The following is a 13,128-nucleotide window of genomic DNA, read 5'->3' as shown; positions in this document are numbered from 1 at the left end:
CCGGGGTGGCTGGGATATGCTCCGCGGCGGATGCCCAGCTCGCCGCCGAATCCCTCCGGAACCCCGCTCGGGCAGGGCGCCCGCCTCGGTCCCTTCCGGCTCGTCCGGCAGCTCGGCAGCGGCGGGTTCGCGCCGGTCTGGCTCGCCGAGGAGATCTACGAAGGCAGGAAGCTCCGCGACGTCGCCATCAAGCTCTTCTTCGTACCCGAGCAGCTCGCGGGCTCCCCCGACGCGACGGCGGCGTGGCGAGACACGATTCTCGACGAGGCGCAGGCGCTCTGCCGGGTCGAGCACCCGAACGTCGTGCGGTTCTATTCGTTCCAGCGCGACGACGCCCTCGGCGTGGTCGGCCTCGTGATGGAGTACGTGGCCGGCACGAGCCTCGATGAGCTCGCGCGCGAGGCAGGCCGCCTCCCCGAGCGCGCCGTCCTCGAAGCGGCGTCCGCCGTCGCCTGGGCGCTCTCCGCGGTGCACACCGCCGGGCTCGTCCATCGGGACATCAAGCCCGCCAACGTCGTCCGCGGCTCGGGCGTCTACAAGCTGATCGATTTCGGGATCTCCGGGGGAAACGCGCGGAGCTGGGTCGAGCGGGGGCTCGCCGCCCCCGCCGGGGCGCCGCCCACCGTGGTGGTCGACGGATACTCCGGCACGGTGCTGGCCGAGGAGCCGGCGGGCGCGACCGTGACCTTGAGCGTGCCCGCGGTCGCCGGCGCCGTCCGGGAGCTGGGCTCCGTGCTCGCGGGGACGCCCGGCTACATCGCGCCGGAGTGCGCTGTCGCCGGCCAGTCCGCCACGCCGGCCAGCGATCTCTACGCGCTCGGCGTCCTGATCTTCCGCCTGAGGACCGGCAGCCTCCCCGCCGAGCTCGAGCAACGCAGCGGGGAGACCGCGCACTGGCTCCTCGTGCCGCAGCGACCGGCTCCCCCGCTCGAGGCGCTCGTGCCCGATCCGACGACGGCGACCGGCCTCCTCTCTCGCCTCACGGCAACGCTGGTCGCCCTGGACCCTCAGAGCCGCCCGCGGCACGCCGATCAGGTCGCGCGCGAGCTCGATCGCATCCTCGCCGCGCTCGATCCCGAGCTCGCCCCGCCAGGGAGCAAGGAAGGGTCGCAGCCGCCACTTCGCGGGTCCGACCGATCCGCGCGGCCGCCGCCGCCGCTTGAGGATCGCCCCGCGCGGCCGCTGCCGGAGGACCGCCCCGCGCGGCCGCTGCCGGAGGACCGCCCCGCGCGGCCGCCGCCCGACGGCCGGCCGCCGCTCTTCGGGCGGCGAGCCGAGCTCGACGCGATCGCGCGCGCTGCGCAGGCCGCGCAGGAGGGCCGCGTGCGCGGGATCGTGGTGGGCGGCCACCAGGGGATCGGGCGCAGCCGGCTCCTCGACGCCGCGGTCGAGCGCACCGGATGGGACCTGCGCCACGCCGTCCGGCTCCGGTGCCTGCCGGAGCGACGGAGCCCGTTCTATCCGCTGCGCCGCGCCGCCGAGGAGCTCGGCGAGAGCGACCTCCCCGAGCTCCGCGCGCTCCCCGCGGTGCTGGAGCGGGCGCTGTCTCCGGCGCTGTTCCCCTCCGCGGACGAGGTCGCGCACACGGTCGAGGCCATCGAGGACGCGCTGCTGCGGGCGAGCGCCCGCGAGCCGCTGCTGCTCCTCGTCGACGATCTGCAGTGGGCCGACGCGGCGACGCTGGAGCTGATCAAGCTGCTCCTGCGGCGCGCCGCCGCGGAGGGGCAGGGCCGGCTGCTCGTGATGGCGGCCGCGCGCAGCGAGCCGAGCCGGCCGGCGCCCCTGCGCGCCCTGCTGGGCGAGGTGCGCGCGCGGGTGTGCCCCGGCGTGACCTACCTCGGCCTCGCGCCGCTCGACCCCGAGGCCGCCGCCGAGCTCGCGCAGGCGGTGGGCCGCGGCCTGCATCCGGAGGCCGCGCAGGGCGGGGCCGCGGCGCTCGTTGTCCCGCTCGCCCCGCTCGCGCCCGCGCTGGAGCGGGCCGTTGTCGCGACGTCCGGAGGCGTGCCCTTCTACATCGTGCACGCGCTCATGGCGTGGCACGAGAGCGGCGCCCTGGCGCTCCGCGACGGGATCCTCTGCGCCGCGGACGACCGGGCCCTGCGAGGGGAGGTCCCCGGCGTGGCCGATCTGCTCGAGGCCCGGGTAGCCTCGTTCGCCGCCGACAGCGCCGCGGAGCGCAGCGCCCTGCGGACCCTCGCCGCGGTGGCGCTCTGCGGCGGCGGGCTCGGCGTCGACGTGCTCCTGCGTGTCGTGGGGGACGACGAGCGCGCCGAGGCGGCGCTCGAGGCGCTCGGCGGGGCGGGCGTGCTGGCGGCCTCCGGCGACGCGCAGGAGTACAGCTTCCCGCAGGAGATGCTGCGGCAGGCGGCGCTCCGCCTGACGCAGCGGCGGCCGTGGTTCCAGCGGCTGCACCGGGCGCTGCTCGACGCGCTCGCGGAGGGCGCGCAGGGGCGCGTGGACGCGGGGCTCCTCGGCGCGGGCTACGAGCGGCTCGGCGCCGCGGCCGAGGCGCGCCGCTGGCTCGGCCGCGCGATGGCCGAGGCGGCCGCCGCGGGGCTCTTCGAGGAGGCGGCGGCGCTCGCGGATCGGCTGGCCGCGCTCGCGGCGGATCCCGAGGCGCGCGCCGGCCTCGAGATCGACGCGGTCCGGGCGCTCATCCAGGGGCGGAAGCTCGAGGAGGCGAGCCGGCGGCTCGCGCGCCTCTCGGAGCACGCCGTCGTGGCGCGCGGCGGGCCGCTCGACGTGCGCCGGCGCATCCAGCGGCTCGAGGTGGCGCGCGGGCTCAGCGAGGCGGGGGTCGACGATCCGGGGCTGCTCGCCGACGCGGACGCGCTCGGCGAGGCCGCGCTCCGCTGCGAGGCGCGGATGGCGCTCGCGGGGGTGGCCGCCGGGGATCGCGCGATGGCGCTCGCGGGCGAGGCGGTGGAGCTCGCGGCGGGCGCGGGCCCCGCGGCCGAGCTCGCGGCCCGCGTGCTCCGGTGCGAGCTGAACTACGCGCAGAACCGCCGCGATCACGCGCTGCTGGAGCGCGATCTCCAGCGCGCGCTCGCCATCGCGGCGCCGCTGGCCTCGGCGTGGCACAGGGTCCACATCGGGGGCGATCTCGCGGTGCTCGAGGCCGAGCTGGGGCGGACCGGCGTGGCGATCGACCGGCTGCGCAGGCTCGTCGCCGAGGCCGAGCAGCAGGGGATGCGGGGCCAGCTCCGGCTGCTCCTGCAGAACCTCTCGGCCTTCCTGATGCGCGAGGGGCGCTTTGCGGAGGCAGCGGAGGTCGCGCGGCGGACCGCGGAGCTCGCGGCGCAGGACGGGGACCCCGCGCTCCGCGCGGCGGCGCTCTCGCTCCTTTCGGCGGCGCTCACGCGGGCGGGCCACCCCGCCGCCGCGCTGGAGAGCGCGGATCAGGCCGAGCAGCTCCAGCGGGCGCGGGGGGACCGGTACCACGCGCTGACGCTGCTCCGGCGCGCCGAGGTTCACTGGGAGCTGGAGCGGGTGGGGGAGGCCCTCGAGGACGCGGTGGAGGCCCGGCGCGTGGCCGAGGAGCACGGCGACGACAGCATCGCCGCCGGCGCGCGCCTCTGGGCGGCGCTGCGCCGCGCGCAGCTCGGCAGGCTCGAGGCGGAGCGCCGGCGGCTCGTCGGCGAGGTGCGCGCGTCGAGCCCGCGCGTCATCGGCCTGTTGCGCGGCCTGCTGCCGGAGATGGCGGCGTGGCTCGACGAGGGGTGATCTCTTCGAGCGCGCGGTGACCGCGCGGGCGGCCACCGCGGGGGACGGCGCGGAGATCCAGGTCTGGCAGAGCTATTCCGGGCGGGAGGAAGCTACTTCCCCGCCAGGGCGCGGGCGATGGCGGTGCGCAGCACGCCGATGGGCTGCGCACCCATGACGCGGTGGCCATTCACGAACAGCGTGGGCGTGCCCTCGATCGCGAGCCGCTCGCCCTCCTCGAAGTCGGCGGCCACCTGGGCCTCCAGCCCGGGGGACCGCATGTCCCGCGCGAACCGCACCACGTCCAGCCCGAGATCCGCCGCGCGCTCCTCCAGGCCCGCCTGGTCGAGCGCGCCCTGCGCCTTGTCGAACAGCGCCGCCTGGTACTCCCAGAACTTGCCCTGCGCGTGCGCCGCCAGGGACGCCCGCGCCGCGACGCGCGCCTGCTTGTGGATGGGCAGGGGACGGTGCTTGAAGGCGAGGCGGAGCTTGCCGGGGTACTCCTGCTCGAGCTGGTCGAGCACGCCCGCGAACTTGCTGGAGAACGGGCACTGGAAATCGGAGAAGACCACCAGCGTCACCGGCGCATTGGCCGGGCCGCGGGTCGGCGCATTGCGGATGTCGACCCGCTCGACCTCCTCGCCGATCAGGTGCTCCGGCCCGTGATCCCCGGCCCCGTCGCACGAGCCGCAGTCGCCGCCCGGATCGGAATCGCAGGCCCCCCCGGGCCCGTGGATCGCGGGCACCTCCGCCGCATTTGCGGCCGCGGGCTTCTGTGCCGTCGCCTTCGCGGCCTCGGGCTTCCGGGCCTCGGGCTTCCGGGCCTCGGGCTTCTGGGATACAGCGCGGAGCGCGGCGGCCGCCGGCGCGACCTCCTCGATCGGGGCCGTGTCGTCCGGCGCATTGCTGCACGCGGCGGTGAGCACGAGGGCGAGGGCTGTGGCGGCAGCGCGGAGAGGGAAGGCGAGCGGGGAGCGGGTCGAAGTGCGCATGGTCTGTTCCTCCTCGGCCCGCGGCGCGCGGGATTCGCGTCGCCATTGCGGCGTCGCCGTTTCGTCGGGCCTCACTCCCCCTGTTGCCGCTACGGCTCGGGAGTTACACACGACATATCAGCGCACGCCATTTCGTCGTCGCAGGCCTCCCCGGCGCCCGGGCTATCACTGCCCGGGTGCTCGGACGGATCGACGTCGACGTCGTGCCCCCCGGGCGTGTCATCGCAGACCTCCCCGCAGGCCGCGCCGTGCTCTTCCTCGAAGACGATCTCCGGCGGGGCAGGCGGCGCGCTCGGGGCGATGCTCGGCGCGGCCACGCGCGGCTCCGGCGCGAGCGGCGTCGCGGCGTCGCGCGGCAGCCCGAGCAGCGCGGCCCCGAGCGCCAGCGCGACGGCGGCCGCGGCGCGCGGGAGCCACCTCTTCAGGGTGCTCGGCGCGCTCATGGCGTGCGTTCGGCTGCCCCGCCTCCCCGAGGGCCCCGCCGCGCGCCGGCGCGCTGGCGCCGGGGCCGCTGTGTGGTCGACCGCCGACGCGGCCGCGCGCGCGGGCGCGGCCTCCTCGGCGCGCGCCTCGCGCCCCTCGTCGAGCACGCGCACCAGGATGGATTCGAAGGGCGGCGGCTCCGGGATCTCCGCCCCGCGGGCCGCGAACAGGGCCTGCTCGCGGCGCACCCACGCGAGCTCCTCGGCGCACGCGCTGCAGCCGGCGAGGTGCGCCTCCACCTCGGCCGCCTCCGCCGCCGAAAGCTCGCCGAGGGCGTACGCCTCCACCACCTCGGGACGGCACCCGCTCATCGCCCACCTCCGTCGTACCGCACGATCTCCGCGCGCAGCTCCTGCCGCGCGCGGTGGATCTCCACCTTCACCTTGGGCAGGCTCCACTCCATGAGCCGCGCGATCTCCTCGTAGCTGAGGCCGTGATCCAGCCGGAGCAAGAGCGCCGCGCGCCGGTCCTCGCCGAGCTGATCCAGCGCCCCGGCCAGCACCGTGAGCGCCTCGCGCCCCATCAGCTCGTCCTCCGGCGTGCGCGGCGCCCCCGGCGCCCGCGCCGCGCACGCGGCCGGGCGCTCCTCCCAGGCGTCGAGCGGCCCGTCGACGAGCACCTGCCGCCGCCGCCGCCGCGCCCTCCGGTGCTCCAGCGACACGTGCCGGGCGATGCCGAACAGCCACGGCGCGGGCCGCTCTGGCGTCTCCAGCGTGTGCAGCCGGTGCATGGCCCGCACGAACGTCTCCTGCGTCGCGTCGGCCGCCGCCGCCGTGTCCCCGAGCAGATCGCAGAGGAAGCGGTGGATGGCCCGCGCGTGCGCCGCGTACAGCGCCTCCAGCGCGCGCCTCCGCGCGGCGGGCTCCGCCCCCTCCACCGGCGTGCTCACCGGATCCTCCCCCTCCTGGACCGCGAGCGCCGGGGCCGCCATCCAGACCTCCGAGAGCGATGCCACGAGCCCCATGTGGCCGGACCCGCCCCGGAGTTACAGAAAAAATCGGAAGGCCTCCCCGGCTGCCGTCTGGCGGTGAGTGTTCGCCGGAGCTGGAATCTCCTGCTGGCACGCCGCGGCGGCGCTCGCCGCGTGACGCGCCGATGCCACTTACGGATGCCACGGATCTTCTCTCACGAAATCGACACCCACCGGCCGGAAGCCCTGGTAGCCTCCCGCGCGCTGCTCGTCCTGCAGCGACGTCGAGGCGATCGTGCGGCGAGGGCGGCGCTCGGGCGCGACTTTCCTCTTGACCCTGCACGGGCTCATCGCGCGCGCACGCGCGTGCCACAGGTCGACTCGCCGGGCCAAGAAAGCGGACGACGTCCACGAGCCGGCGCTGGTAGCCTTCCGGCCATGCCGATCGAACCGCCCGACCCGCTGAATCTCGCCCGCTTCTTCCAGCACTTCCTCGTTTTCATCGGCCTCGGGACCGCCGTGCTCCCCCGAGCGCTCCAGCGACCGCGCCGGTGCCACCGGAAGCCGTAGGAGGCGCGAGCTCGCCCCGGACACCCCCCGTGCTCCTGCACCGGAGGAGCGCCGTTTTTGGCCCGAAACGAAGCCCCGCGTACCGTCGGCGGGGTGATCCCCTCGCTGTACGGGCTCGCCGTCCTGGCGGCGGCCCTGGCCTTGGTCGTCGCGCGGTATCGCCCCGAGCACCGCCCCATCGCATGGCTCCTCGGGTACGGGGTTGTCTCCGACGTCGTGCGCCGGGTCATCCGGCTCTACGTCTTGCAGCCGGCGCGGGCCGAGCTCGGGGGAGCCCCATTCACGGGTTGGGTTCGCGTCGCCGGGCACGTCGAGAGCGCCTTGTTCGTCGGCTGGATGGCCGGGGTGGCGGCGCTCGCGGTGTGGATCTTCAGACGGCGGCGCCCGTGGGGTGTGCTCGCGGTGTATGTCGTGGCGGTCGCGGGCCTCGCTGCCGGATACCCCACCTTCCGGGGTGAGCTCCTCGGCAAGGCCTACCTCGCCTTGCAGCTCGCGGCGCTTTGCACGTCCGTCGGCTGTCTGCTGCTGTGGTTCGCCGGGAGGGAGCGGGCGAAGGTTCACCACGTCGCGACAGGCCTGATCCTCATCACCGAGCTGTCGATGCTCGCGGGCCCCTACCGCTTCGGCATCTTCACTGCCTGGGATCTCGCGCAGTCGATGCTGATCGCGCTGTACGTCACGATCGTTCCTGTTCAGGGGGTAGCGGTATGGCGACGGACGCAGTAGCGTTTACCCTCGCTCAGCTCGTCGTTTTCCTTCTCGCGATCGTCGTTCACAACCGGCGCTTCGCGCCAAGGCGCCTCACGTCTGCCGAGCTCGTCGCGCAAGCAGGCGTCGTCAGCGCCCTCGTCGCGCGCTACCTCCGAGGTCGCCGGGCGACACGCGAGGACGTCAAAGATCTCGCGCAAGACGTGCTCCTCGCCGCGTGGGAGGCCAGCGAAGAGGACCGCTTCCGCCCGGACCCGGACGTGCAGCCCGCAGAAGCGCTTCGTGTCTGGATACGGGCGCTGGCCTATCACCGCGTCCGCCATCACCTCGAAAGTGCGCGGGTGCGACGCGAGGAGATCGTCGCGACCCCGCCGAGCGCCGAGCACGAGGCGCCGACTCCTGATCAGGCCCTCGAGCGCGAGGAGCGGCGCCTTGCCTTCCTCGAGGCGCTGCACCAGCTGCCCGTGCACGAGGGCGACGTGATCATTGCCCACGACATCTTCGAGATGTCGATCGAGGACGTGGCCGAGCAGCAAGACGCGCCGGTCAGCACGGCTTACAGGTGGCGCTCCCGCGGGATCGAGGCGCTGATCAGGGCGCTGCGGCCGCGGCGAGGGTGAGCGACGGGCGGACCTGGACGCCTTGCCCCGCCGCCCGCGCACGGGCAGGCTTCCGCCATGGGTCAGCCCGCCGAGAAGCCGCGCCGCGCCACGTACGCCGACCTCGAGGCCGTCCCGACGAACAAGGTGGCGGAGCTCATCCGGGGCGTGCTCCACGTCATGCCCCGGCCGGCGCCGCGACATGCGAACGCCGCGTCGTCGCTGGGGGCCGACCTGCACGGCGCCTTCCAGCGCGGGCGAGGGGGCCCCGGCGGCTGGTGGATCCTGGACGAGCCCGAGCTGCACTTCCCCGACCCGCACGCGCCTGGTGAGATCGACGCGCTCGTGCCGGACATCGCCGGCTGGCGCCGCGAGCGCATGCTCGAGCTGCCCGAGACGGCGTACTTCGCGCTCGCGCCGGACTGGGTCTGCGAGGTCCTGAGCGCCTCCACCGAGGACGTCGACCGCGACGAGAAGATGCCGATCTACGCCCGCGAGGGCGTGCGGCACGCGTGGCTGGTCGACCCCATCCAGCGGACGCTGGAGGTGTACGTGCTCGGCGCGGATCGCAGCTTTGGACCTGCGGTCGTCCACCGCGACGCCGCCTGCGTCCGCGTCGAGCCGTTCGACGCCGTCGAGCTCGACCTCTCGGTGCTCTGGGCGAGGTGACCGCGGAAGGCATCGGGGCGGGCGCGCGTCAGCCGCCCGACTCGATCCAGCAGCCGTTCGCCTGCCCTCCCCACGCGCCCGAGAGGTGGAACTTGTCCGGCGCGTAGATGCCACCCGGGGGGCGGCCCGCGACGGTGATGCGGCGTTCGTGGTCATAACAAGACGAGCCGCTCAGGTAAAGATAGCGATCCTTGCCGCCGTTGATCGTCGTATTGAGCGTGACCTGCGTTCCACTCACGGTCTGCCAGCTTCCGCTGACGCGCCTTTCCATCTTCACTGTCAGGTCGTCGTTGCCGTCGCCCTGGCTGACGAAGCACGCCCCCGCGACGATGCGCGAGTATTTGCCCAGGTAGCCGCTCGCCGTCCAGCTCGGCAACGACGTGGTGATGCTCGCGAGGTGCTCGGAATCGTCCACGCCGCCGAACGAGAGCGCCGCATTGTCGAAGTAGCTCTGCCACGACGCCGCTGCGCAGTTCCCGGCGGTCACCTCCGGCCCCGCGTCGTAGACCACGGAGAGCATCCGTGTCCCGCCGGCGATCGAGACGTGCTGTTCGAGGAGCCGCGGCGCGACGTCGGCCGAGGCGTCCGCGCTCAGCAGGTACTCGAGCGGCGTGATCTCGGTCCCGTCTTCGTGGACGAGCGGCATGAGCTTGTCGTCCTCGGGCGAAGAGACGACGAGGACGCCGATCTGGGGCGCCGCGCTGCTCGGATCCTCGTCGATCAGCGATACCGTCCCGACACGCGGAACCACGAATCGATTCAGCACCTTGCTGTCGATCCTCTGGATGGCCCGAGCGGGCTGGTTGCCGGCGCTCTCCTCGGACGTCTCCCGCCCGAAGCCATGCGAGGCCTGGCTCGCGGACGCCTCCTCGGAGGCCTGCCCCGTATCGCCCGCCTCGACCGCGCAGCCTGCCGCGAGCAGCGTAGCTGCGACGAAAACACCCGGAACGCGCCTATCGTTCGACATACTCGCCTCCATCTCTGGTGAGGTCCCTGCGCATTCCGAGCAGTGCATTGGCCGTACCCGTGCGCGCACGGCGCGGATCGCCCGGATTTCAGCCCGTCAGGAGCGAGCGACGTGGAACGGCGCCGTCACGCTGTCATGCTGGCGCGACGCCGGGTGTCATGCCCGTGCGACAGGGGCCCGCCTGCGGCGCTCGCCGCCGTCGCGGTCCAGGCGGACGGCGCGGACCTCCGGATCGACGTCGTGATGGTGCTCTTCGTGTCCGGCGCCGATCCGGCCGCCCTGCAGGAACTCGCCGCGTTCGGTGAAGAGCGCGGAGGCCCGGAGGGCCGGTAGTCCAGATTCGACGCGAGCCCCGTGGTGTCGTCCCGGGGCGGCGCGCCGCCGCCCCGGCGGGGAGCTCCGCGAGCGCCTTCGCGGAGGCGCTCTGCTCGGCGCGGATCATCGCGGCCACCTCCGCCGGCGGGGGAGGGAGCGGGCGACGAGGCGGCCGGTGAGGGGGATCCGCGTGGCCACCGTCGGCCTTGGGAGCGCAAGCGCTGCGGCGATCTCGAGCGTCGTCGTCCGGTGCGGAGCTCGCACGATCTCCCGTTGGCCTCCTTGACAAGGCGGGGCAACCGTCAGGTACGCTACCTTTCCACGATGCGTGGGGGCGGCACGACAGGGCGGGGTCGGAGCTCAAGGCGCTCCACGCTGAGGCGGCGGTCCGCGTCCGGCATCGTGCACGGTCCTTTGCACGGCCGATTCGTGCAGGTGGTAGAGGACCTGTCGGCCAGTCGCTGGATCGGTGCAAGGGCGAGAGGCGGGGAAGAGGTATCGCCAGGCGAGGCTGGTGGCTGCTCCTGGCATTTTCGCTCGGAGAGCGTGGGGCAGGTCGACCTCGCCGCGACCAGCCGCGAGCTCCATCTCGTGCCGCCGCGCCACGGTCGACCGGGCTCTGGTCGCCCGGGGTACGCGGCCGTCGGCGCGAATCTTGCGCGACGACGCGCCGTCGCCGTCCGAGATCTAGCAACGGGAATACGTAGTTACGCAGCGGCGGCCGATCTGCGGGATGACGGGGATAGGCCGCGGAAGGTCACAGCCTATCTACGGGATCATGGAGATAGGCCATGACGAGCCGCGACGTATCCTCGGGAATATGGAGATAGGGTGCCAGGGTTCGCGGCCTACATGGGGAAATGAGTAGATATGTCGCGCATCACAGCTGATTGCGACGTTGGGCAGGCGGGTGTTCTGCTAAGGAGAACCGGTGGATGGTGCGTCCCATCCAGAGCCGCACGTCAGCACGTCGGCAAATCGCGCCTGAGGGTGTTCTTCCATGACCGTAGTCCGGGCCCGCGCTCGACGACGAAGCAGCCTCGGTGTCGGATATGAATGGCGATTGATCTACGAGGATTCACCTTTCACGGCAGGAGAGACAAACCCATCATGAGTGAAGTCGATATCAACATTCTTTGGCTCATTTTTGGCCACATCGGCACGAGCTGGGGGACGGCGCCGTTCTGCACGATGCCTCAGTCGCAGTTCCAGCAGGCGATCACCTGGCAGGTTCAGCGCGACTTGAATTATGCGGCGTCTTATCTCAAGACGACTACGGAGTATCGCGTGTTGCTGGAGCGATACGGGAACCCGCAAGCAGCGCTCGATGTGCTGTTCAAGGAGAACCAAGTGCCGGTCGACAAACAGCCGAACAACGACGTGGCGAAGGTGCTCCTCGAGCTCATGCGCTGGAACGTGGCGTTCGGCGGGTTCCGTGCGTTCAACTACGAAAATTACTACGGCTGGATGGGCGGAGGCTCGTTTCTGAACAAGCCGCCGCCATATCGGGCATTGCCCATGAGCTCGCCGAGGGGCGTGGACGTCCCCGGCAGCGGAAAGGGAGGATCGCATGCGTGACGCGAACGTGGTCAACGAGTCTGCGAACATTGTGATCGTCGGCTCCGGCCTCGCGGGGAGCCTGCTGGCCGGGATGTGCGCGGCGCGCGGTATCAGCGGCGTGCTGGTGCTGGAGGCCGGCCCCGACATCCCCATGGGAGATCCATCATGGTGGTTCCATCACGTGGCGAGTGGCGGCGGCACGCCCAACACACCTTACGCCGCTTGCTATGACGCAGCGCAAGACATCACCGCCACCGGAGGCGCCGGCCCCAAAGCCGAGCCTCCATGGAGCATCGTCGGTGGTCGCATTTTCGGACGCGGCGGGACCACCCTCCATTGGGGCGGATGGATCCCGCGCTTCATGCCCGAGGACTTCGCGCTGTGCTCTGCAACCGGACAGGGCATCGACTGGCCCTTTTCTTATTCCGACCTCGAACCGTTTTACTGCATGGCCGAGAAATACCTCGGAGCCAGCGGCGACTCGACGGACAACAGCCCGCCCCGCAGCCAGCCTTATCCGTACGACGCAGCTCCCTATCCGATCTCGGCAGGCCCGTTCATCTCGGCGTTCGAAAAACTCTCTATCGGATACGGGCATCTGCCGATGGCGCGGTATGGCCAGGCCAGCGGCGACTTCGGACCGTGCCGGACCACCGGCACTTGCGATTACTGCCCAGTGGCGGGACGCTTCACCGGCGACCAACCCCTCACGTTGCTGCGTGGCAACCCGGCCGTGACCGTCCGGATGGGGGCGCCGGTGATCGCGATCCGCATGAGCAGCAAGCAGCGCGTCGCCGGCGTCACCTACCTCGACCAGACCAGCGGGCGCATTGTCCAGGTGGACGCGCAGGCGGTGATCCTGTGCAACGGCGCCCTTGAGGTGCCCAAGCTGCTGCTTGGCTCCAAGTCGATCTACTGGCCGGGCGGCATCGGCAATGACCACGATCTGGTCGGCCGCTTCCTGAGTGCGACGCAGTTCTTCTATTCGTCGGGGCAGATGCCTAACTTGGCGGGTTTCCAAGAGGAACTCGGGTTTGCCAGCCTGTGCTCGCGCGCCTTCGACACCCCTGCTTACCAGAAGAAGGGCAAGCTCTTCATCTCCATGAACTACGAAACACCGAACCTCGACGTCGCGAAGTGGATGGCGGCCGGGAAGAGCGTGCAGGAGATCCTGGCCGCCCGCGTGGCCGCGACGGCGTTCCAGCTCTATGGTAACCTGTCGGCGATCCCGCAATATGACAACCGAGTGACGCCAGATACTGGAACCAATCGTTTCGGGCTGCCGCGCACCCGGATCGATACACCTGCTCCGCTCTACGATCCCGACTCTGCTCAGGAATACCTCGGGATCATGAACCGCGTACTGGCTACGATGGGCTGTTCCAGCGTGAACGCCGGGACCTACCCACAACGCAGCGATCACGCCGCGTGCACCACGCGGATGGCCAAGGATGCCAGCAACGGCGTGGTGACCCCCGAACTGCAGGTCTTCGGTACCGACAACCTCTTTATCGTCAGCAACAGCGTGATGCCGACCCTGCCGGCGGCAAACCCGACCCTGACGCTGGTCGCTCTGGCCTATAAGGTGGCGCTCGACAGCAACACCGCTCTGGGGAGCCTTGTCGGCAGCGTGCCAAAGCCTTGACCTGCCAC

The 13,128-nt window shown here is 72.2% G+C and carries 12 protein-coding genes and 1 pseudogene; 7 read left to right on the top strand and 6 right to left on the bottom strand.

Annotated features, from left to right (window positions below):
* The first annotated feature begins 30 nt into the window (after window positions 1–30).
* Window positions 31–3,723: a serine/threonine-protein kinase gene (locus tag ACSRUE_RS40525; protein WP_441288221.1), complete on the top strand. Its 3,693-nt coding sequence runs from the start codon at window positions 31–33 to the stop codon at window positions 3,721–3,723.
* A gap of 92 nt (window positions 3,724–3,815) precedes the next feature.
* Here the strand turns inward: ACSRUE_RS40525 and ACSRUE_RS40520 are convergent, their stop codons facing one another.
* The 4 genes from ACSRUE_RS40520 to ACSRUE_RS40505 form a co-directional block, all read right to left on the bottom strand.
* The gene (locus ACSRUE_RS40520) at window positions 3,816–4,694 is read right to left on the bottom strand and encodes a DsbA family protein (protein ID WP_441288220.1); all 879 of its coding nucleotides are present in this window, start codon (window positions 4,692–4,694) and stop codon (window positions 3,816–3,818) included.
* A gap of 89 nt (window positions 4,695–4,783) precedes the next feature.
* Window positions 4,784–5,488: a zf-HC2 domain-containing protein gene (locus ACSRUE_RS40515; protein ID WP_441288219.1), complete on the bottom strand. Its 705-nt coding sequence runs from the start codon at window positions 5,486–5,488 to the stop codon at window positions 4,784–4,786.
* On the bottom strand, window positions 5,485–6,141 hold the full coding sequence (locus tag ACSRUE_RS40510; protein WP_441288218.1) for an RNA polymerase sigma factor: 657 nt from the start codon (window positions 6,139–6,141) through the stop codon (window positions 5,485–5,487). Before ACSRUE_RS40510 ends, ACSRUE_RS40515 begins: the two co-directional genes overlap by 4 nt.
* 138 nt (window positions 6,142–6,279) lie before the next feature.
* Window positions 6,280–6,645 carry a hypothetical protein gene (locus tag ACSRUE_RS40505; protein WP_441288217.1) on the bottom strand — a complete coding sequence of 122 codons (366 nt, stop codon included), beginning with the start codon at window positions 6,643–6,645 and terminating at the stop codon, window positions 6,280–6,282.
* 69 nt (window positions 6,646–6,714) lie between these two features.
* Here ACSRUE_RS40505 and ACSRUE_RS40500 point away from each other — a divergent pair, with 69 nt between their 5' ends.
* A complete protein-coding gene (locus ACSRUE_RS40500) occupies window positions 6,715–7,383 on the top strand; it encodes a hypothetical protein (protein WP_441288216.1) in 669 nt (222 codons plus the stop codon).
* Here the strand turns inward: ACSRUE_RS40500 and ACSRUE_RS40495 are convergent.
* Window positions 7,350–7,565 carry a hypothetical protein gene (locus ACSRUE_RS40495; protein ID WP_441293205.1) on the bottom strand — a complete coding sequence of 72 codons (216 nt, stop codon included), beginning with the start codon at window positions 7,563–7,565 and terminating at the stop codon, window positions 7,350–7,352. The two genes, ACSRUE_RS40500 and ACSRUE_RS40495, sit on opposite strands and share 34 nt — an antisense overlap.
* Between ACSRUE_RS40495 and ACSRUE_RS40490 the strand changes: the two are divergent.
* Together ACSRUE_RS40490 and ACSRUE_RS40485 are read left to right on the top strand one after the other, a co-directional pair.
* Window positions 7,563–7,985, top strand: a pseudogene (locus ACSRUE_RS40490) (RNA polymerase sigma factor); the annotation flags it as partial. The gene ACSRUE_RS40495 and the pseudogene ACSRUE_RS40490 sit on opposite strands and share 3 nt — an antisense overlap.
* A 57-nt stretch (window positions 7,986–8,042) precedes the next feature.
* On the top strand, window positions 8,043–8,633 hold the full coding sequence (locus ACSRUE_RS40485; protein ID WP_441288215.1) for a Uma2 family endonuclease: 591 nt from the start codon (window positions 8,043–8,045) through the stop codon (window positions 8,631–8,633).
* Between the two features lie 28 nt (window positions 8,634–8,661).
* Here ACSRUE_RS40485 and ACSRUE_RS40480 read toward each other — a convergent pair whose 3' ends face one another.
* Window positions 8,662–9,600, bottom strand: a complete 939-nt coding sequence (locus ACSRUE_RS40480) for a hypothetical protein (protein WP_441288214.1) — start codon at window positions 9,598–9,600, stop codon at window positions 8,662–8,664.
* Between the two features lie 135 nt (window positions 9,601–9,735).
* On the opposite strand from ACSRUE_RS40480, the gene ACSRUE_RS40475 reads away from it, so the two are divergent.
* The 3 genes from ACSRUE_RS40475 (at window position 9,736) to ACSRUE_RS40465 (ending at window position 13,120) form a co-directional block, all read left to right on the top strand.
* Window positions 9,736–9,933, top strand: coding sequence for a hypothetical protein (locus ACSRUE_RS40475; protein ID WP_441288213.1), 198 nt, complete (start codon window positions 9,736–9,738; stop codon window positions 9,931–9,933).
* Between the two features lie 1,092 nt (window positions 9,934–11,025).
* Complete coding sequence (locus tag ACSRUE_RS40470; protein ID WP_441288212.1) at window positions 11,026–11,493, top strand: hypothetical protein; 468 nt, start codon at window positions 11,026–11,028, stop codon at window positions 11,491–11,493.
* Window positions 11,486–13,120 (top strand): GMC oxidoreductase, encoded by a 1,635-nt coding sequence (locus ACSRUE_RS40465; protein ID WP_441288211.1) that lies wholly within the window; start codon window positions 11,486–11,488, stop codon window positions 13,118–13,120. The genes ACSRUE_RS40470 and ACSRUE_RS40465 overlap by 8 nt, the downstream gene beginning before the upstream one ends.
* The last annotated feature ends 8 nt before the right edge of the window (window positions 13,121–13,128 follow it).

The organism is Sorangium sp. KYC3313 (genome assembly GCF_052075895.1).
GTDB lineage: Bacteria > Myxococcota_A > Polyangia > Polyangiales > Polyangiaceae > Sorangium > Sorangium cellulosum_B.
This window is presented reverse-complemented; position numbering and strand designations above follow the sequence as displayed.